19 protein-coding genes and 1 other annotated feature are annotated in these 21,255 nt (G+C 39.8%); of the genes, 5 read left to right on the top strand and 14 right to left on the bottom strand.

Going from position 1 to position 21,255, the window contains the following annotated elements; translation table 11 throughout:
* Position 1: 1 nt before the first annotated feature.
* The 4 genes from hisC to CZ809_RS07555 all read right to left on the bottom strand — a co-directional run bounded on the left by hisC (position 2) and on the right by CZ809_RS07555 (position 4,328).
* Positions 2-1,045, bottom strand: coding sequence for a histidinol-phosphate transaminase (gene hisC, locus CZ809_RS07570; RefSeq protein ID WP_080157180.1), 1,044 nt, complete (start codon positions 1,043-1,045; stop codon positions 2-4).
* Positions 1,046-1,053: 8 nt separating this feature from the next.
* The gene (hisD, locus tag CZ809_RS07565) at positions 1,054-2,355 is read right to left on the bottom strand and encodes a histidinol dehydrogenase (RefSeq protein WP_080156816.1); all 1,302 of its coding nucleotides are present in this window, start codon (positions 2,353-2,355) and stop codon (positions 1,054-1,056) included.
* A gap of 3 nt (positions 2,356-2,358) precedes the next feature.
* Positions 2,359-3,255 carry an ATP phosphoribosyltransferase gene (gene hisG, locus CZ809_RS07560; RefSeq protein WP_080156815.1) on the bottom strand — a complete coding sequence of 299 codons (897 nt, stop codon included), beginning with the start codon at positions 3,253-3,255 and terminating at the stop codon, positions 2,359-2,361.
* Positions 3,256-3,314: 59 nt separating this feature from the next.
* Positions 3,315-3,450: a sequence feature (His leader region), on the bottom strand.
* A gap of 353 nt (positions 3,451-3,803) precedes the next feature.
* Positions 3,804-4,328, bottom strand: a complete 525-nt coding sequence (locus CZ809_RS07555) for a YchJ family metal-binding protein (protein WP_045039299.1) — start codon at positions 4,326-4,328, stop codon at positions 3,804-3,806.
* Between the two features lie 222 nt (positions 4,329-4,550).
* On the opposite strand from CZ809_RS07555, the gene CZ809_RS07550 reads away from it, so the two are divergent.
* Positions 4,551-5,447, top strand: coding sequence for a sulfite exporter TauE/SafE family protein (locus CZ809_RS07550; RefSeq protein WP_080156814.1), 897 nt, complete (start codon positions 4,551-4,553; stop codon positions 5,445-5,447).
* A 79-nt stretch (positions 5,448-5,526) separates the two neighbouring features.
* On the opposite strand, the gene lpxH is transcribed toward CZ809_RS07550, so the two are convergent.
* Both lpxH and CZ809_RS07540 read right to left on the bottom strand, forming a co-directional pair.
* Positions 5,527-6,267, bottom strand: a complete 741-nt coding sequence (gene lpxH / locus CZ809_RS07545; RefSeq protein ID WP_080156813.1) for a UDP-2,3-diacylglucosamine diphosphatase — start codon at positions 6,265-6,267, stop codon at positions 5,527-5,529.
* 44 nt (positions 6,268-6,311) lie between these two features.
* On the bottom strand, positions 6,312-6,806 hold the full coding sequence (locus CZ809_RS07540; RefSeq protein WP_036795443.1) for a peptidylprolyl isomerase: 495 nt from the start codon (positions 6,804-6,806) through the stop codon (positions 6,312-6,314).
* Between the two features lie 190 nt (positions 6,807-6,996).
* Here CZ809_RS07540 and cysS point away from each other — a divergent pair, with 190 nt between their 5' ends.
* The 3 genes from cysS (at position 6,997) to glpQ (ending at position 9,943) form a co-directional block, all read left to right on the top strand.
* Positions 6,997-8,379 carry a cysteine--tRNA ligase gene (gene cysS / locus CZ809_RS07535; protein WP_080156812.1) on the top strand — a complete coding sequence of 461 codons (1,383 nt, stop codon included), beginning with the start codon at positions 6,997-6,999 and terminating at the stop codon, positions 8,377-8,379.
* A gap of 90 nt (positions 8,380-8,469) precedes the next feature.
* Positions 8,470-8,613, top strand: coding sequence for a hypothetical protein (locus CZ809_RS21170; RefSeq protein WP_159447940.1), 144 nt, complete (start codon positions 8,470-8,472; stop codon positions 8,611-8,613).
* 247 nt (positions 8,614-8,860) lie between these two features.
* Complete coding sequence (glpQ, locus tag CZ809_RS07525; protein WP_080156811.1) at positions 8,861-9,943, top strand: glycerophosphodiester phosphodiesterase; 1,083 nt, start codon at positions 8,861-8,863, stop codon at positions 9,941-9,943.
* A 78-nt stretch (positions 9,944-10,021) separates the two neighbouring features.
* Here glpQ and CZ809_RS07520 read toward each other — a convergent pair whose 3' ends face one another.
* Entirely contained in the window at positions 10,022-10,846 is an 825-nt protein-coding gene (locus CZ809_RS07520) for an ion transporter (protein WP_080156810.1), read from the bottom strand.
* 182 nt (positions 10,847-11,028) lie between these two features.
* On the bottom strand, positions 11,029-11,667 hold the full coding sequence (locus tag CZ809_RS07515; RefSeq protein ID WP_080156809.1) for a YchE family NAAT transporter: 639 nt from the start codon (positions 11,665-11,667) through the stop codon (positions 11,029-11,031).
* A gap of 735 nt (positions 11,668-12,402) precedes the next feature.
* On the opposite strand from CZ809_RS07515, the gene adhE reads away from it, so the two are divergent.
* Positions 12,403-15,081 carry a bifunctional acetaldehyde-CoA/alcohol dehydrogenase gene (adhE, locus tag CZ809_RS07510; protein WP_080156808.1) on the top strand — a complete coding sequence of 893 codons (2,679 nt, stop codon included), beginning with the start codon at positions 12,403-12,405 and terminating at the stop codon, positions 15,079-15,081.
* Between the two features lie 238 nt (positions 15,082-15,319).
* Here the strand turns inward: adhE and CZ809_RS07505 are convergent, their stop codons facing one another.
* The 6 genes from CZ809_RS07505 to cmoB all read right to left on the bottom strand — a co-directional run bounded on the left by CZ809_RS07505 (position 15,320) and on the right by cmoB (position 21,253).
* Positions 15,320-16,009: an SDR family oxidoreductase gene (locus tag CZ809_RS07505; RefSeq protein ID WP_080156807.1), complete on the bottom strand. Its 690-nt coding sequence runs from the start codon at positions 16,007-16,009 to the stop codon at positions 15,320-15,322.
* A gap of 222 nt (positions 16,010-16,231) precedes the next feature.
* Positions 16,232-16,741, bottom strand: coding sequence for a VC2046/SO_2500 family protein (locus CZ809_RS07500; protein ID WP_080157178.1), 510 nt, complete (start codon positions 16,739-16,741; stop codon positions 16,232-16,234).
* 135 nt (positions 16,742-16,876) lie between these two features.
* Positions 16,877-17,851, bottom strand: a complete 975-nt coding sequence (locus CZ809_RS07495; protein ID WP_080156806.1) for an alpha-L-glutamate ligase-like protein — start codon at positions 17,849-17,851, stop codon at positions 16,877-16,879.
* A 3-nt stretch (positions 17,852-17,854) separates the two neighbouring features.
* Positions 17,855-19,369, bottom strand: a complete 1,515-nt coding sequence (locus tag CZ809_RS07490) for an inactive transglutaminase family protein (RefSeq protein WP_080156805.1) — start codon at positions 19,367-19,369, stop codon at positions 17,855-17,857.
* A 14-nt stretch (positions 19,370-19,383) separates the two neighbouring features.
* A complete protein-coding gene (locus CZ809_RS07485) occupies positions 19,384-20,190 on the bottom strand; it encodes an ATP-dependent zinc protease family protein (protein ID WP_080156804.1) in 807 nt (268 codons plus the stop codon).
* A gap of 88 nt (positions 20,191-20,278) precedes the next feature.
* Positions 20,279-21,253: a tRNA 5-methoxyuridine(34)/uridine 5-oxyacetic acid(34) synthase CmoB gene (gene cmoB / locus CZ809_RS07480; RefSeq protein ID WP_080156803.1), complete on the bottom strand. Its 975-nt coding sequence runs from the start codon at positions 21,251-21,253 to the stop codon at positions 20,279-20,281.
* Positions 21,254-21,255: the final 2 nt, after the last annotated feature.

The raw sequence follows: 21,255 nt of genomic DNA, 5'->3' as shown, positions 1-21,255 counted from the left end.
ATTATTGTTGTAATTGGCCGCGAATAAACGCGAGAGTTTTTTCACATTCGTCACGGTTACCGACACTGATACGAATGCAATTTTCAATCGGTGAACGACGTAAAATAATGCCGTTATCCCATAGCGCATTAAATAATTTATCGGCATCAGCAAATTTTACTAGCAAGTAGTTACCATACCCATCAAAGACAGTAACGCCGGCTAACATGCTAAGACCTGCTTGTAGATAAGCGCGGTTAGCACATAAGTCTAATACTTGAAATTTGGTGCGTGCGCGGCCTGCTGGTGATAAGGCTTGTACTGCAATTTCAGTAACAGGTACGGGTACAGGGTAAGGGGCTATAATTTTAAGTAGAATTTCAATGATTTCTTTATTGGCTAAAGTAAAGCCACAACGTAGTCCTGCTAGTGCAAACGCTTTAGATAATGTTCGCAAAATAACCAGATGTGGATACGTTGTTAATAAATCTTTAACGCTATCTTGAAGGCTAAAATCAATATACGCCTCATCAATAACTACTATTGCTTTATCAGTGGTCATTTCAAGTAAGGCGATAATATCTTTACGTGCTAATAAATTACCGGTTGGGTTATTAGGACTACAAGCAAACACGATTTTGACGTTATCAAGTTGCTCGGCAATGACAGTAAGGTCTAATTGCCATTCTGGCGTTAATGGTACAACTTTGGTACTAACATCATTGATTTCTGCACTAATGGCATACATACCATAAGTGGGTGGACAATAGAGAATGCTGTCGCAATTGGGTTCACAGAAAGCTTTAATGATCAGCTCAATACCCTCATCGGCACCGCGAGAAGTTAGAACCTGTTGTGGGTCAACGCCAGCATAGTCAGCATAAGCCTTGATCAGCTCTGGTGGTTGGCACTCGCTATAACGGTTTAATCCAGCAAGATTAATACTGTATTCATTGGCAAATGGTGATTCATTCGCATTAAGCCAAATATCACCTTTACCGCCTAAACGACGGGCTGATTGATAAGGGGTTAATTCTCGCACGGTTTTACGGGCTAGTTGGGCTATGTTCATGATCAATTCTCTTGTTGTGCAGTTAATTTATTAACCCGAATAGTGACAGCGTGTTTGTGAGCGTCAAGGCCTTCAGCTTCTGCAATTGTGGTCACTGTTTTTGCAATACCGAGTAAACCGTCGGCAGATAATTCTTGTATTGTCATTCGTTTACTAAAATCAGCTAAGCCGAGACTTGAATAAGTGCGGGTATAGCCATAGGTTGGTAATACGTGGTTAGTGCCTGAAGCATAATCCCCCACAGATTCAGGTGACCATTTACCTAAGAAAATTGAACCAGCATTATCAAGCAATGATACTAACTCTCTTGGCTCACAGGTTTGAACAATTAAGTGTTCAGGACCATATTGATTGGAAATAGCCACACATTGGTGCAATGTTTCGGTTACGATCAAAAGGCTAGATGTTAAAGCTTGTTGAGCAATATCAGCCCGTGTTAGTTGGCGCAATTGATTTTCAATCGCTGCTGCAGTTTGATCGGCAATAGTTTGGCTTGAAGTGACTAAGATAACTTGTGAATCAGGCCCGTGTTCGGCTTGGCTTAATAAATCAGCGGCAATAAATTCAGGATCAGCTGTTTCATCGGCAATGACTAATACTTCAGAGGGGCCGGCTGGCATATCAATTGCTGCACCGTTGAAGTCATTACTGACTTGTCGTTTTGCTTCGGTAACAAAGGCATTACCTGGGCCAAAAATCTTATCAACACTGGCAATAGTGTCAGTACCATAAGCCATTGCGGCAATCGCTTGTGAACCTCCTACGTTATATATAGCGTTAATGCCACATAGTTTGGCAACATACAGAATTTCATCTGCAATTGGAGGCGGGGAACATAATACGATTTTACGACAACCTGCAATTTGAGCCGGCACACCTAACATTAATACCGTTGATGGTAATGGCGCACTGCCGCCGGGAATATATAACCCAACTGAATTAATCGGACGCGTAACTTGTTCACAAATCACTCCTGCTTGTGTTTCAACGCGTAATGTTGGTTGTTGTTGTGCAAGGTGGAAGGTGGTGATATTACGATGTGCTTGCTCTAAGGATGCTTTCATATCATCACTTAATCGAGCACAAGCCGCATTAACGTCAGTTGTTGAAACAGCGAGTGTTGTAGGGCGAATACCATCAAATTTTTCGGTAAGCGTAAATAGTGCACCATCGCCTTGTTGACGGACTTGTTGAATAATGTCACTGACAATAGCCGTGATATTCGCGCTGTTATTTACAGCAGGGCGCGCCAACAGTTGTTGTTGCTGGTCTTTTGTGAGTGATTGCCATAGTACGGTTTTCATGACTTACTCCATCATTTTTTCAATGGGCAAGACTAAAATAGAGCTCGCACCTAATTCTTTAAGTTGCTCCATGGTTTCCCAGAACAGATTTTCAGAGCTCACAAGGTGGATTGCAACGCGGCTTTTATCTCCTGCTAATGGTAATACGGTTGGATCTTCAGCGCCTGGTAATAATTGTTTAATTTGGTCAAGGCGATCAGTGGGCGCGTGTAGCATGATGTATTTAGATTCTTTAGCTTGAATAACACCTTGAATACGAATAAGTAATCGTTCAATTAGGGCTTGTTTTTCAGCGCTGATCACTGCCATTGATTGAATTAATACCGCTTTAGATCGCAAGATTACTTCGGCTTCTTTTAAGCCATTAGCTTCAAGGGTGGCACCTGTCGATACCAAATCACAAATGGCATCGGCTAAACCTGCTCGTGGTGCAACTTCGACAGAACCATTGAGCATACAGGTTGTAAATTGAACCCCAATATTGTCCATGTAGCGTTTGACTAATTGTGGGTAAGTAGTTGCAATACGTTTGCCATTAAGATCTTGTGGGCCGTTGTAATCAATGTCTTTATCAATCGCAATAGAAAGACGGCAGCCGCCAAAATCTAGTCGACGTAGTTTGAGATAATCACTGGCTTCGTTACGTGCTGCGCGCTCTAGACTAACTTCTTCAAGTTCATTTTCACCAATAACACCTAAATCCACCACGCCATCCATGATCAGACCGGGAATGTCATCATCTCGAACGAGTAATAAATCAATTGGCATATTTTCGGCGTGAACCACTAATCGTTCACCGACCATATTAAATTTAACACCGCAGCGTTTAAGTAGATCTTGGCACTCTTTGCTAAGACGGCCTTTTTTCTGAATCGCAATGCGTAATCGTTGTGTTTGCATAGGTATATTCCTTGTCTAAATTCATTCAAATAATAAAAATTTCAAATTGAAAATCAGGTATTAAAAAACCCTCGAAAGAAGTTTCTTCCGAGGGTCTGAATGAGATATTCCGTTATGACCACTGGAAGAAAAAAGACGTCTTCCAGGGTGAGGCGTATCCTCCCGAAAGACTAGTCAGGATGATGATGATGTTGAGATAGAATCATTTGGATACGCATAAATAGTTACTCAATAAGGGTGAACATTATTTGTTGTTGTCATTCACACTAACGAAGGCTGTTGTTTTTTGCAACAATAATTTAAGCGAAAAGTTAAAATAAATGTTAATTGTTTGTATTGATACGCTGAAGGGATGGGATGCAGTATTTTTATTGGTAAGATGATGAACTATAATGGATTGTTTTACTTTTAAAATTAAAGATAGAGGATGGTATTCTTTAAATGTAAATTATTTAAGTGTGTTTTTTCAATAGAGCAACAAATAACACATTAATAAAACTGAGCATCCTTACTCAGTTTTATTGATGAGTGGTGTTAATACGTTAGCATTAGCCACAGCATTTTTTATATTTTTTACCGCTACCGCATGAACAAGGATCATTACGACCAACAGTTTTAGTAACGGTTATTGGCTTCGGTGCTGGCGGTTGTTCGCTTGGTGGAGGCTGAGGGTATTCACCATCAATGTAAAACCAATAGCATTGACCATTAATGGATTCTTGCACAAATCGAGAACGCTCTTGCAGTATATATTCTTCACCTGCTTCTTTATAACCTGCTTTAAATTCAACAAAACCCTGACCATCAGCCGCAATTTCACTGCTAATAACTTCTAGGCCTAGCCATTTAAGGTTAATCGACTCGGCAATGGCTTCACGGTGATGTTCTGCTTCACAACTGGCGTGATATGTTTGTATTACAAAATCAACTAAACCCAGCACATGAGCACTGTAACGCGCACGCATAAGCTGTTCTGGATGGGTTGCTAATGCATGATTAAGATGAATGGGTTTACAGCATTCAACAAGCGGTTTGTGGCTGCCGCAAGGACATTCATTATGGTGTTTTGACATCTTTTTTAAGCCGATTTTAATAAAGAAATTAGGGGTAGTTTACGTTTTCATTATCTCAATTAGCAATCAGTGTTTATATTTACCGCAATATATTGATGGAATGACTAAAACAATGGTAACTCATAGCGTATAAGTACATAATATTTGCGGCTGGAATAATTGCCATTTGCAATGCACCTTTTGTGCTCCTCAAATAACCCTCTTTTTTGTTTAATAGTAGTTATGTCCATATTTACCTTGATACAAGCGGGATTGCTTGTTGGTGGTGGTATCTTTTGTGTGATGTTGTTGGCAGCATGGCGAAGAAATCACAAGCAGGAAGCTGATACACGTATTATCCCGATTGCGATTATCGGTGGCTTTGCGCACTTTTGTGACACTTTAGGTATTGGCAGTTTTGCCATTATGACCTCAGGTTATAAACAGTTTAAGCTTATTGATGATCAACAATTACCTGGAACACTGAATAGCCAATCAGTACTCCCCACTGTGTTTCAGTCATTTATTTTTATGACTGCTGTCGCTGTTGATTCAGTGACATTATTAAGCTTGGTGGCGGCAGCCTGCGTTGGTGCCACAATGGGGGCGCGGTTAGTTTCTAGTTGGGATCGGCAACATATTCGCATCGTAATGAGTGTTGCTTTGTTAATTGTGGCAGGCTTAATGCTTGCTGGTCAATTAAAGCTCTTTCCATTAGGTGGCAGTAGCCTGGGTTTAAGCGGCTGGAAATTGGTTATTGGAATTATTGGTAACTTTATTTTTGGCGCGTTAATGACGGTGGGTATTGGTTTGTATGCACCCTGTATGGTAATGATTTACCTTCTGGGGATGAATCCGTTGGCGGCCTTTCCGGTCATGATGTGTTCATGTGCATTTTTAAGCTTTTTCTCATCAGCTAGCTTTATTCGCCATAATCGTTTTAATAGTCGCGCAACGGTAACCGTTGCCGTTGTTGGACCGATAATGGTGATCATTGCTGCATATTTAGTGAAGTCATTAAATATGCATGTGTTATCGTGGCTAGTGTGTATCGTGGTGTTTTATACTTCGTTCACTATGTACCGCTCATGGCTTGCTGATAGAAAAGTGATGCCTAATGCAGTGGTAAAAGCACAATAAGTATTACGCTAATAAATGATCAGTATGAGATTTTATAGCAATAAAAAAGGTACGCATGTCGTACCTTTTTTTATACTTATTATTTCGAGTTAGAAGCACTGAAATCGCGTGTTTCTAATTGATATCCATCGGGGTGATATACCAGCACTGAGCCATGATCATACCAATCACCAAGAACAATGCGTTGTGCAGGAATGCCATCAATATCAAGATCATGAATATCAGGTCGATGTGTGTGGCCATGAATCATTTGAGTGACATGTGCATCGCGCATTACCCGTACCACTTCTGCTTGAGTAACATCCATAATCGATTGGCTTTTAGTTTGATTATTCTTACCACTGTTACTGCGGAATTTATCCCCGACTTTAACTCGGTATGATAATGGTAATCGGGCAAACAACCATTGGATAACAGGATTGTGAACTTTTTTACGGTAACGTTGGTAGGCTTGATCTTCAATACATAGCGTATCACCGTGTAAAATTAAGGTTGGTGTACCATATAGATCAACCACCGTATGCTGAGGCAATAAGGTTATTCCCGTTTGACGGCTAAATTGTTTACCAATTAAAAAGTCACGGTTGCCATGAATAAAGTAACACGGTGTACCAGCATCAGTCAGCATTTTGAAGGCATGCTTGACTTGCTGTAAGAAAGGGGAGTCTTCATCATCGCCTATCCACATTTCAAATAAATCCCCTAATACATACAAGGCATCGATATGGTGGGTTTCTTCGGCCATAAAGCGTAAGAAACAAGCGGTAATGTCAGGACGTTCAGCACTTAAGTGCAAATCTGAGATAAATAATGTGGTCATAAGAGATTAATAAAGGGCGGTAATTGACCGCCCTTTGCGAAGTATTAGTCTTCGATTGTTACGTTTTCGATGATAACGTCTTCAACAGGCACGTCGTCGTGGTAACCGTTACGGCCTGTTTTTACTGCTTTGATTTTGTTTACTACATCCATGCCTTCAACAACAGCAGCAAATACACAGTAGCCCCAGCCACTCATGTTTTCGCCAGTGAAGTCTAGGAAGTTGTTATCTTTTACGTTAATGAAGAACTGTGAGCTAGCAGAGTGTGGTGCGTTAGTACGCGCCATTGCTAATGTGCCTGTTTTGTTGCTTAGGCCATTGTTTGCTTCATTGTTGATTGTTGCGCGAGTTTCTTTCTCTTCCATACCAGGAAGCATGCCGCCGCCTTGAACCATGAAACCATCAATAACGCGGTGGAAAATAGTGCCATTATAGAAACCGTCACGGCAGTATTGTAGGAAGTTAGCACATGTTACCGGTGCTTTATCTTCAAAAAGATTAATTTTGATGTCACCGAAATTTGTGTGAAGAGTGATCATGATTTTTTCCTTTAATGGAGTATTTTCTTTAAGCGTGGATATTAACTTACCTTAGCCGTGTCAGACAAACATTACCCGCTTAATCTGCACTAATTGCTAAAATAGCATCCATCCTTGAATTTTCCTTGCGATCAAATGCTATAAAAGGTGTAATTACGACAAATTTGAAATTAATGAGTAATGCTGAGACATGTTAAAGATCTATAATTCGCTCACACGACAAAAAGAAGTATTTACACCCATCCATCCTGGCAAAGTCGGTATGTACGTTTGTGGCGTTACGATCTACGATTTATGTCATATCGGACATGGTCGTACATTTGTCTCTTTTGATGTTGTGTCGCGTTATTTGCGTTACTCAGGCTACGATCTTACTTTTGTTCGTAACATTACTGATATCGATGACAAAATCATTAAGCGTGCTGCTGAAAATGGTGAAAGCTGTGAATCATTAACAGAACGCCTAATTAGTGAAATGCATGCTGACTTTGATGCTTTAGGCATGAAACGTCCTGATGTTGAACCACGTGCGACGCAATTTATTGCTGAAATTATTGCGCTTTGTGAGCGTTTAATTGAACGTGGCTTTGCTTATGTTGCATCAAATGGCGATGTAATGTTTGAAGTGAGCAAGTATGACGATTATGGTCGTCTTTCTAAGCAAGATCTTGATCAACTTCAAGCGGGTGCGCGCGTTGATGTCGATATGGCAAAACGCAGTCCGTTAGACTTTGTTTTGTGGAAAATGTCGAAGCCTGGTGAACCAACATGGGAATCACCATGGGGCCCTGGTCGCCCTGGTTGGCATATTGAATGTTCAGCGATGAACTCATCTATTCTTGGCGATCATTTTGATATTCATGGTGGTGGCTCAGATTTACAATTCCCTCACCACGAAAATGAAATTGCGCAATCATGCTGTGCTCACGATGGTCAATATGTGAATACATGGATGCACAGTGGCATGGTGATGGTTGATCGTGAAAAGATGTCTAAATCACTAGGTAATTTCTTCACTATTCGCGACGTATTAAATCATTATGATCCTGAAACTGTACGTTATTTCTTAATGTCTGGTCATTACCGTAGCCAGCTTAATTACAGTGAAGATAATCTTAAACAAGCGCGTTCAGCACTTGAGCGTTTATATACGTCACTACGTGGCTTAGATACATCAGTAGAAGCTGCTGGTGGTGAAGAGTTCGTTGCTCGTTTTAAAGAAGCGATGGATGATGATTTCAATACGCCTGAAGCATATTCTACATTGTTTGATATGGCGCGTGAGATCAACCGTCTTAAAACGGATGATATTGCAGCTGCATCTTTGTTAGGTGCGCGTATGCGAGAGTTGGCTGACATTTTAGGCTTATTATCTCAAGATCCTGAAACTTTTTTACAAGGTGGTGCAGGTGAAGAAGATGACGTGGCTGAAATTGAAGGGTTAATTCAACAGCGTTTAGATGCGCGTGCTGCGAAAGATTGGGCTGCTGCTGATGATGCGCGTGATAAGTTACTTGCGATGGGCATTATTTTAGAAGATGGTGCACAAGGTACAACTTGGCGTCGTAAATAATTAAATCTGTTGTTTATCAAACCGAGGTATTCTGCCTCGGTTTTTTTATATCTTTATTTTATGTTATCGGCGTAATGTCAGCTTGTTTATATGATTTTTACTGCTATTACTGCTATTACTGCTATTACTGCTATTACTGCTATTACTGCTATTACTGCTATTACTGCTATTACTGCTATTACTGCTATTACTGCTATTACTGCTATTACTGCTATTACTGCTATTACTGTTTGATTTTTATCACGTTATAGACGTGGTAGAAGCAAAGTATGAAATAAATAAGTCGATACGATGAATATTTAATAGCTTTATTCCACTTTGGAATTAAAGTCACCATTTGAGAATTAAAGTTATTATTTAAGCTGAAAAAAGCATTATATACGCATTCGATCGCAAAACTGTCATTTATTATCCGTATCATTTGTTTCGAATGAGCATTTACATGTTCGATATGAACCAATGTGTGATTGAAGGAATAATAATGAAAAAAATGATTCTAGCAACAATGATTGGCTGCGCTGTATTGTCCACGCATGTTATTGCTCAACCTAATACTGATAAAGTCGTTATTGCCCACCGTGGTGCATCAGGTTATTTACCTGAACATACCTTACCAGCAAAGGCACTTGCTTATGCGATGAAGCCAGATTATATCGAACAAGATGTGGTAATGACGAAAGATGATAAGTTGGTGGTGTTACATGACCATTATCTGGATCGGGTGACCAATGTTGCTGCTGTTTTTCCCAATCGAGCCCGTAAAGATGGTCGTTTTTATGCGATTGATTTTACCTTGGCAGAGATTAAACAGTTAAGTGTGACAGAAGGCTTTGATATTAAGGAAGGTAAGCAAGTACAAGGTTTCTCTGAACGGTTCCCTATTTGGAAGTCTCATTTTACCGTTCCAACGTTCCAAGAAGAAATTGAAATGATTCAGGGGTTAAATAAAACCTTGGGTTATGACATTGGCTTGTATCCAGAAATTAAAGCGCCATGGTTTCATCGCCATGAAGGCAAAGACATCAGTAAAGCGGTATTAACAGTACTAAAGCAATATGGTTATATTGATAAAAACAGTAATGTTTATTTACAAACGTTTGATTTCAATGAGCTTAAACGTATTAATGATCAATTAATGCCAGCCATGGGCATGGATTTGAATTTAGTACAGTTGATGGCGGAAACAGATTGGAATGAGACCATGGAGTATGACAAAGCAGGTAAAGCACATCCTTATAGTTATGATTGGATGTTTGAGCCAAATGGTATGAAAGTCTTGTCTCAATATGCTGATGGTATTGGCCCGTGGAAACCGATGATAGTAAAAGACAGTTCAACTTTAGGTCACATTGAACTCACCGATATGGTGAAAAATGCCCATGCGAACGGTATGGTTGTGCATCCTTATACTTTTAGAGCGGATAAAGATCGTATTCCAGCCTATGTTAAAGATTACGATGGCATGTTAGAGGTGTTTTATAATCAAGCGGGGGTTGATGGTGTTTTTACTGATTTTCCAGATAAAGCGGTTAACTTCTTACAACAGCACACTCAACAGCATTAATTTACACACGATGACTTAAACATCATTTTTGATGGTAAACAGCCCGTACTCAGTGTTAGTACGGGCTTTTTATTGGCGTTATAATGTTTCAGGTAATTTCGTACCACATTTATTACAATATTCAGCCTCCATTTCATGACCACTTGTCGCACAATTAGGGCAACGAATAAGGTCACGATGGGTCTTCATCTCTTGATTTAATTCTGCAGTAATAATACCCGTAGGCACCGCAAGAATGGAGTAACCCAACAACATGGTTAATGACGCTAATGCCTTACCCATGACGGTATGCGGCACAATATCGCCATAACCAACCGTAGTGATTGTGACAATTGCCCAATAAATACTTTTGGGAATACTGGTAAAGCCATTTTCAGGACCTTCAATAATGAACATTAACGAGCCAAACACTGTTACCAGAATTAAAACTGAGCTAAAAAAGACAAATATTTTACGCTGAGCGTGACGAAGTGAACGTAATAATATATTGGAATCACGAAGAAACCTTGCCAGTTTGAGAACGCGAAAAATACGTAACACACGAATAAGGCGAATGATGAGTAAGTAGTTCGACCCTGGAATTAAAAAGGCAATATAAGCGGGTAAAATCGCCATTAAGTCAATCACACCATAGAAGCTACGCATATAAGCAAGGGGACGCGGAGAGCAATATAAGCGCAAAATGTATTCAATAGTGAATAGAATCGTAAATGACCATTCAGCAATAACCAATAAATGGGAGTACTGCGATTCAATGCTTGCAACTGATGAGATAATTAAAATTATTTCAGAACTTACAATGGCAATAATTAAAGCAATATCAAACCATTGACCTAAGCGGGTAGAAGTGCCGAAAATAATTTGATAGAGACGCTGTCTTGGAGTGAGTGTTAGTTTTGTCATAATTTAATTGTATTTATTAACAGATAAGACGCCAACGTAATATTTTAATGTTTATGGTGTGTTATTAATTGGCTTGAATAGTATCTAGTATATCAAAACCCAGCAGTGACTTAAGTATTTATCAGAGGTAAAAAAGCCCCAGCGAATGAATAGGCTGAGGCTTAGATCGTTGATAGTAATAGTTAGCTTAATCCTGGCAACATCACACGTAGTCCATTGATTATAAACTCAATACCCAGAGCCGCTAGAATCAAACCCATAATACGTGTAATAACGTTAATGCCTGTTTGACCTAAAAAACGCACAATATAAGGGGCTGAGCGGAATAATAACCAACAACAAAATGCAAAGATGGCAATCGTGATTGCAATGCCCACGGTAGATGTCAAGCCTGGGTAGCGAGCGCCGTATACGATGGTTGAGCTAATAGCACCCGGTCCGGCCATTAATGGCATCGCTAACGGAACGACTCCCACTTGTTCCCGGCTGATGGACTCTGATTTCTCTTCTTTGTTCTGTTTAACTTCGCCGATTTTACCGCTCATCATTGAAAATGCGATGCTGAGTAGCAGTAAACCGCCTGCAACACGAAATGACTCAATAGAAATACTGAATAGATCCAGTAAATGTTGCCCAGCTATTAATGCGACAACTAAAATAATAACAACTGCAACATTGGTTGTTAATGCGGTTTTATTTCGCTCTTCTGGGCTCATTGCTCCAGTAAGTGACACAAAAACAGGCATGATACCTACAGGGTTGACAGTGGCAATAAGCCCAACGAAAAAGTGTAAAAATATTGCTATATCAAAAGCCTGCATAGTTATTACCTATTAAATTACCTTCATTTATTGTGGCGAGAATAATAAAAACAATATGTGTTTTTATTGTCATATTGGTAATAAAGATCAAACGATAGCTAAATTATGTGATCTTTATAACCATTATCTCTGCCCGTGTTCTATAAGGATGTATGGTTGAAAAATACCATTGCGGCCATATTTTAATCTAAGCGAACTATTTCATCTACCGATAAAAGCCAATTAATGCGACTTCAGACGTGGATAATTTTATGTCAGATAAATTATGTAAAGTGTGATTTTGTATATTAGGCTTAGTGAATCAATTATTCAGCAGGATTATATGCAACAAATATTGAGCAGTTAACGTAATAAATCGTGATTTCTGTCACATTTGGACGTGATAGGGGCTAGTAAATGTATTTTTATTACGTAATATTTCGTCTTGTGAAATAAATGGTTTTGATAGATATTAGTTAAATCAACCGTTAGGCTCATGAAATTGCATGTAAAAGCATGATAAAAACACTATATTTCATGTTTTAATGATTATTTCACCATTTTGATGGTGTGGTGATCTAAATCAATTTCTTTTACAGTGTGAAAAATTATAATCAGTTTTGAAAGCAATTTACTAAGTATGTGTATTGTTGAAAGTGTTAATGAATTTTAACGCTCTTATGTAAAAAGATTTCAGCATATTCTTACTAAATGATTTTTAATGAATTTTATAGTTTTTATTTTTGGAGAAAGAATATGCCTGTAACTAATTTAGCTGAACTTGATGCTTTAGTAGCACGTGTTAAAGCGGCTCAAAAAGAATTTGCAAGCTTTTCACAAGAACAAGTTGATACAATCTTTCGTGCTGCGTCTCTAGCTGCTTCAACTGCTCGTATCGAGCTTGCAAAAATGGCTGCAGAAGAGTCTGGCATGGGTATCATGGAAGACAAGGTTATTAAAAACCATTTTGCTTCTGAGTTCATTTACAATAAATACAAAGATGAATTGACGTGTGGCGTTATCGATCGTAACGATGAAGGCGGCACGATCACTATCGCAGAACCTGTAGGTATTGTTTGTGCAATCGTTCCAACGACAAACCCTACTTCAACAGCAATCTTTAAATCGCTAATCTGTCTTAAAACACGTAACGGTTGTATTTTCTCACCACACCCACGCGCTAAAAATGCAACTAACTACGCAGCGAAAGTTGTATTAGATGCAGCAATTAAAGCGGGCGCACCAAAAGATATCATTGGTTGGATTGACCAACCTTCTGTTGAATTATCAAATGCACTAATGAAGCATGATAATGTTAACATGATCCTTGCTACTGGTGGTCCAGGCATGGTTAAAGCAGCTTACTCTTCAGGTAAACCTGCAATCGGTGTCGGTGCTGGTAATACGCCAGTTGTTATTGATGAAACTGCTGATATTAAACGTGCTGTTTCTTCAATCCTAATGTCTAAAACATTCGACAATGGTGTTATCTGTGCTTCTGAGCAAGCTGCAATCGTTGTTGAGTCTATTTACGAGGAAGTTAAAGCTCGTTTCGCTGAATACGGCGCAGCTGTTCTAAGTAAAGAAGACGCAGATAAAGTACGTAAAGTACTGCTTATCAATGGCGCACTTAACGCTAATATCGTTGGCCAACCAGCGTACAAAATTGCTGAGCTAGCAAATGTTAAAGTACCAGTGTCAACTAAAATTCTTATCGGTGAAGGCCTAGAAGCTTCATGGGATGATGAATTTGCGCATGAAAAACTATCTCCAACACTAGGTCTATTTAAAGCGAAAGACTTTGAAGATGCTGTGCGTCAAGCAGGTATCGTATTAGACATAGGTGGTGTTGGTCATACGTCAGTACTTTACACAGACCAAGATAATAACGAAGATCGCATTGCGTACTTCGGCGACAAAATGAAAACTGCTCGTATTCTTGTGAATACACCTGCATCTCAAGGTGGTATCGGTGACCTTTACAACTTTGAATTAGCACCTTCACTAACGTTAGGTTGTGGTTCTTGGGGTGGTAATGCTATCTCTGAGAACGTAGGTCCTAAGCACCTTATCAACAAGAAAATTGTAGCTAAGCGAGCAGAAAATATGTTGTGGCATAAACTACCAAAATCTATCTACTTCCGTCGCGGCTGTTTACCAATCGCAATGACTGATCTTGAAGGTAAAAAACGTGCACTAATCGTAACTGACCGTTTCTTATTCAACAACGGTTACATCGATGACCTACGTTCAATCTTGAAAGAGAAAGGCATGGAAGTTGAAGTATTCCATGAAGTAGAAGCAGATCCAACATTAGCAGTAGTTAAAGCTGGTGCTGAAGCATGTGCAAGTTACCAACCTGATGTTATCTTAGCTGTTGGTGGTGGTTCACCGATGGATGCTGCGAAAATCATGTGGGTAATGTACGAGCATCCAGAAACTGATTTCGAAGACCTATCAATGCGCTTTATGGATATCCGTAAACGTATTTACAAGTTCCCTAAGATGGGTCAAAAAGCTGAATTAGTATGTATCACAACGACTTCTGGTACTGGTTCTGAAGTTACACCATTTGCTGTTGTAACTGATGAAAAGACGGGTCAAAAATACCCATTAGCAGATTACGAACTAACGCCAAACATGGCAGTTGTTGATGCTAACCTTGTAATGGATATGCCTAAGTCTTTATGTGCATTCGGTGGTTATGATGCAGTAACGCACGCATTAGAAGCTTACGTTTCTGTTCTTGCTAACGAATACTCAGATGGTCACGCTCTTCAAGCTCTTAAGATGCTTAAAGAGTACTTACCAAGTTCTTACGTTAACGGTAAGAAAGATCCAGTTGCACGTGAGAAAGTTCACAATGCAGCAACAATCGCTGGTATGGCTTTTGCGCAGTCTTTCCTAGGTGTGTGTCACTCAATGGCACATAAATTAGGTGCTGAATTCCATATTCCACACGGTCTTGCGAATGCGCTATTAATCTCGAATACTGTTCGTTTTAATGCGACTAACAACCCAACTAAACAAGCTGCGTTCTCTCAGTACGACCGTCCTAAAGCACGTGCTCGTTATGCTGAAGTTGCAGAGCATTTAGGCTTCCGTGAAGGTAATACTGAAACGAAAGTTAATGCGTTACTTGGTTGGTTAGAAGAGCTTAAACTTGCATTGGATATTCCATTGTCAATTCAAGCTGCTGGTGTTGATGAAGCTGCGTTTATGGCTAAAGTTGATGCAATTGCTGAAGATGCGTTCGATGACCAATGTACAGGTGCTAACCCACGTTACCCATTGATTAAAGAGCTTAAAGAAGTATTAATCGCTTCTTACTACGGTAAAGTATACGCTGACGGTGAAACGTTTGAAGATACAGCAGTAGCTAAAAAATCAGAGCCAGCACAAGTTGCTGCAAAAGGTAAAAAAGCAAAAGCTTAATATCTTTACTGACTAAAATATAAAAAAGCCCGTCTAGCAATAGACGGGCTTTTTGTTTTGGGGGATTTACATCATCATTGATAAGTGCTTAAAATTCACCTCGCAACCTCGCAACCTCGCAACCTCGCAACCTCGCAACCTCGCAACCTCGCAACCTCGCAACCTCGCAACCTCTAAACATAAAAAAGGCCAAGTATTCATACTCAGCCAGCTTGATTAGATGATTATTTTATTCTGTTTAGACGCCCATTTCTGATTCTATCATTCGCCCACTAAACGAATCATTACGCACAATGTATTCAACATTACGTGCAATTTCGTCTTGCATCGGAACATTGACAATACCCTGTTGTTCATTGGGTTTATCTTGTAGGTTAATCGGCACAATTCCACCAACGCGAATATTAAAATCTGCCAGTTCATTGGCCCAATTTTGAGTTAATCCACTCACTACAGTTTTACTGGTTGTTGGTGTATGAGGCTGATGATTTTCATGGCTCAATGCAAGATTCACAATTACACTTTGATGGGGTTGGTGTTGCATAAATTCGGCGGCTATTTTACCAAATATAAAAAAACTGGCGGCGCTTTTTTGCATGGTGTTATTAAAATCACTAATAGAGGTCGGTGATAATAAATGCGGTATTTCTGCACCTGTCCAAGTATTTAATAAAATATTAATCGCTCCAAATCGCTCCCTGACCTGCTGAAAGAGGGTGCTAATGCTGGGTTCATCATAGTATTTTATGTAAAAAGCTGCGGATGACTCACTGATTTTTTGACAAGATTGTAAGGTTTTTTTTAGTTCAATTTCGTTATTATCGACCAGTGCCAAGGTTGCCCCTAATGATGCGAAATGAAGTGCCACCGCTTTACCAATAGGATTACCAGCATCGGTGATGATAGCGACTGATTGTCCGATATGCATATATTCCTAGCCTTAATGTTTAAATCGTCTTATTTAAAGCCTTATTGGTATTAATATTATAGCAGTTATATCTAAGGCCATTACTATCATCAATACTAGTCAATAAGCTCGCAAACTAATAATAATAAAGAAGAAATTATGAGCAATATCACGATCAAATATGGTTATTATTTTTGCATCATAAATGGCATATTTTATCTTTGACTAACTGCAAATATTAGCTTAAGCAGCCCAGCTTATTTCACTCATACGTTTAGATTTGATCAATGCTAAATACAGATCTTGCGGTGTTGCTTGCAGTGGTTTTGGTTCAATTGGTGGCAGCTTACGACGTTCGTGAGTCGATAAGTTATGAAACAAATCTTCCGGTAAACCTTTTGTTTGTTGTGGCGGGTAGGACAGAGCTGTTGGCTGTAACTGTGCGAGTAAACGGGTGCTGGTTAAACTTGCTTGATGAAAAGCGTGTGCTTGTTCAGCTGCGCGCTGATAGCAAGCTGCTGTCGCTGTGAGAGGCTGTGATGCTGGAATTTCAAAATAAGCCCGCAGTTGCTGTGATGATTGTATTTCGATGGGGGTAGTATCAACAGGAATGTTCTCATGCAGATCAGAAGATAATAACGCTAACATTAACGCAAAATCAGCGCGACGCCCACCTTCAACCGCATGGTTAAGGTTTGTGCCGAGTTGAATTTCATTAATAAGCTGTACATTATCAAGTGATTGAGTTTGCATGTAATTAATAACAAGCCATGTTAAATAAGGTATTAAGGTTATCGACATAAAAAACAATAACTTTAATGATTTATTTTAGGCAATAAAAAGCCCTGAACATGTCAGGGCTAATAATATTATCGCATTGATACTTGTTTAGAAATCAGGTTTAGCACCAAACTGATGTGCACAGTAAGCCACGCGTTCTTCCGGCGTTGGTGTGTGTGCCGTGACTCCCATAGCTTCAATATGACGCAGACGTGGTAATAAACCCGTACCATTCGCAATTTGAATAGCGAGGCCAGGGCGAGCATTTAGCTCTAGTACCATCGGACCTTTGTCTTTATCTAATACCATATCGGTACCAATGTAGCCTAAACCGGTCATTTCCCACGCACTGGCTGCAAGTACCAATAGCTTGTTCCACTCAGGTACTTTAAGCTCACTTAATAAGCGTTCAGTGTCGGGATGACGTTCAACGGGTAAGTTAAACTGGACTGCTCGAATCGCTTTGCCTGAGGCAATATCAATTCCCACTCCAACAGCACCTTGGTGAAGGTTAGCTTTGCCATCAGATGCTGCTGTTGAACAACGCATCATTGCCATCACTGGGTAGCCTTTAAATACGATTACGCGTACATCAGGTACACCTTCATAGCTAAAACCATCAAACACATTATCAAATTGAATCAGGTTTTCGACCATCGCAACATCATTTTTGCCCCCGAGCGAGAATAATCCAGCAAGGGTATTGGTAATGTGGCGTTCAACATCTTGTTGATTGATTTCGGCACCGGATGGTTTTACATAAACGCCATCTTTGTGCTTCACAATCACCAGAATACCTTTACCGCCAGAGCCTTGAGCGGGTTTGATTACAAACCCAGGCCAGTCTTTAACCATCTGATGAATATGCTTCACGGTTGCTTGGCTATCAATAACACCAATCAAATCAGGAACCGTAGCTCCCGCTTGTTGGGCAATGAACTTGGTTTTTAGCTTGTCATCCACAAGGGGAAAACGGCTACGATCGTTATAACGACCGATATAGCTATGGTTACGTTTGTTCATCCCCATGATGCCACGATCACGCAGTTTTTTCGGTGAAGTAAACTGTGAAAAGAATGACATATATTAGTCCTCGGTCAGTGGCTTAAAGCGACGAAGCTCACTTAAGCGATAACCGGTGTAGTTACCTAAAATTAAGATAGCTGCAAGGATAATAAACTGAACACCAATGAAGTTAAACGTTAGGTGACGTATGATTGGTGTTGTCATTGCGAGGTAAATTAACACTGATGTTAATAGTGAACCACCACCTTGAATAAACACTTCTTTCGCACCTTCTTCTTCCCATAGAATCGACATACGTTCGATTGTCCATGACAAAATGATCATTGGGAAGAAGGTGATTGTTAGACCTTCAATCAAGCCAATCTTAAATGCCACCACGGTGAATATTGAAATGATCAATATTACAGTAATTATCACCGCGGATATTCGAGCGACCAGAAGTAGGTTGAGTTTCGATAGATAACTTCGAATGATCAAACCTGTACCGACAATCAATAGGAAACCGACAATACCAGTTAAGAGCTGAGTTTGCACAAAGGCAACCGCAATTAACACTGGCATGAATGTACCTGATGTTTTTAGCCCCACAATGATTCGCAAGAACACCACAATTAACGCACCAATAGGCACTAACATGATGGTTTTAAACATTGCTTGTTCTTCAAGAGGCAAACTATGAATTGAGAAGTTTAAAAGATCTTCAACTTTAATTTTCTCTTGCGTTGCACGTTGTGGCGTAATGTCTTGAGCAATAATAGAGAAACTGATATTTGAGTTACGACCACCAACAACGTCAAGTAATGCATTACCTTGTTGGTTCCAAATCATCACATTTTCAGGTTTGCCTTGCTCGCCAGTTGTGAGATTAAATAACTGCCAGTTTTTTTGTTGCTTATCCCACACTTCAACCATCGGTGATACGCTTTGACGACGACGACCATCTTCAAGCGTTAATCCACTAACAATGCGAGAGTGAATACCTTCAAGTGACAATAGGCTTGTAACAACATCAGCTGGTGACATTGTATCAAGTAATACGGCAGCATTTTGATTCTGTTTATCATGTAATTCGCGAATTAATTCACGGGCTAATGTCACATCATCAGCAGATAAATTGCGCGCCTGAGTTAACAGTGCTGTTGCTGCTGTTTGTTGTGGATTACTTAAACTAACTTCAGCTGGTTCACCTTTGGGTGGCACTGGTTTATAGCGTGCGTGATCATCAACCAATAATTGTGTTTTGTAATACAACACTTGTTTACCAATTGCTGTACGTGTTGCCCAATCAGCTTCACGACCGTCTTTAGTATTGTGGATCACAACAGAATAATTAGGGGGTGACGAAGTGCTTTCATCAATAAGAGTAAAGCCTTGTTGTGTTCCTGGTGCTGACATTTTTACTTGTACGGGATCGCCGATTGCATCAAATTGCACTCGTGCCTCTACTTCCCATACCGCGCGTTCTTTTCCAGGAGTCCATGGAACACCATAAACATCATGGCGATACACGCTTAATCCAATACCTGAAATTATCAGCAGGGATATCAGTATATAAAAGGGTATTCTAGACGTCATGACAGCCTCTTGATTTATTTGTTAACTTGGACTGGCTTTGGCTCAGTCTTTCCTTGTACAAATTGTTTACCTACATCAACCAATGCAATATCTTTAAAGAATTCCCGCCCAAGTAGAACTGGGAAATCCATCTTTGTTCTATCAGCTAATGTAAACTGTGTTTTTTCGTGCAAGCTACCTAATGTAATCCATGCTTCGATCACTGGACGACGCACTGCTTCTTCAGACGTTGACTGACGAATACGTACCCAACGGAAAATAGGCGCTTCAATGGTTTCTGGTTTCGCTTTGTCATTCGCTGCAATTTCAGCGGGTGTGTCGATTGCAGAGTCATGGCTTAAATTAAAACGTACCCACTCTTTACCATCGCGTTCAAATGTTTGTACATCAACCGCATTAAGTGATGATGTTGTCGCACCTGTATCTACACGGGCTTTAAAATGGCTTTTAACAGAGTCAATCCAAACCCATTCTTCTTGTCCTAAAATCACTTTACCGTTAGCAGTCTTAGAGTCAGTAACAGGCTGTTCAACTGGAACACGAATAATTTGTTTTTCAACAATGACTTTAGGCTGAGTTAGGCTCTTATGCTTAAGAAATTTTATATCTTTTGAGATAGATGCTAATTTTCTTTCAAGTTGGCCAATATATTGTTGTTGGTTTTCAACATGTGTAGAAACGTTATTGATTTTGCTATCAAGGTGGGTTTCGACATTATTGAGAGCGGCTAAAGTTTGTTGGTGGTTTTTCTCTAGCGTTGCGTTTGAGGTACATCCTGAAAGTATCGCTAGTGCAATTAATGATACGCTAAGACGAAGCATCATATCTCCTATGTGCGTCTGTTTTATATAATAACAACATTAGTTTACATCAAAAAAGGGATGCGCACAGCATCCCTTTTGTCAGTCGTTAGTCAGGATTCCTACCGACTAAGATTGCACGTCTTGGGGCTGGATATCCTTCGATAGTTTTTGAACTATCATCTTGATTTAAATATTCTGGTAAGGAATTATTAGTCATCCAATTGGTTGATCTTTGTTCGTCTGTAGTAGTGATATTCTCATCAACAATACGAACATCAACGAAGCCACATTTTTCCATCCACACTTTTAATGCCTTGGCAGAGGGGAAAAAGTAGACATTATGCATTTGTGCATAACGGTGTGTCGGTACAAGGACAGTATTTTCATCGCCATCAATGACCAGAGTCTCTAAAATAACTTCACCACCGGCACGTAATTGATTTTTCAATTGGAGGATATGATCAAGAGGCGAACGACGGTGATATAACACTCCCATGCTAAACACGGTATCAAACGCTTTTAGCTCAGGTAATTGCTCAATACCTAATGGTAATAAATACGCGCGCTCATCTTGACCCATTAAGCGTTTAATGGCTTCAAATTGGATCAAAAATAAGCTTGAAGGATCAATACCAACAGTTAATTTTGCCCCTTCACCTAGCATGCGCCACATGTGATAACCATTACCACAACCAACATCTAATACACTGCGGCCTTTTAGTGGTGTGATATGTGGTAGTACACGATCCCATTTCCAGTCAGAACGCCATTCAGTATCAATGTGGATATCATGAACAGTGAAAGGGCCTTTACGCCACGGGTGAAGTAAACGTAATAGACTTTCTAAACGTTTTTTCTCACCGTCAGCAATTGGGGTCTCATTGCGTAGGCTAACGTCATTTTTAAGATCAATAACATCAGGCTTATCAGTAGGGAATTTTTGCAGTGCACGTGCCCAACGAGCCATATCACCATGTTCTTGTTGTTCCCAATCACTTAATTGTTGCGGCAGAGTATTTAACCATGGACGCAAGGTCTCATGTTGAGCAAGAAGTTGATAAAAAGCAGAAAAACTAAACATAT

Source organism: Photobacterium piscicola (assembly GCF_900166965.1).
GTDB classification, from domain to species: Bacteria; Pseudomonadota; Gammaproteobacteria; order Enterobacterales; family Vibrionaceae; genus Photobacterium; species Photobacterium piscicola.
Note: the sequence above shows the minus strand (reverse complement) of the source record. Positions and strands in the feature narration are given on the sequence as shown.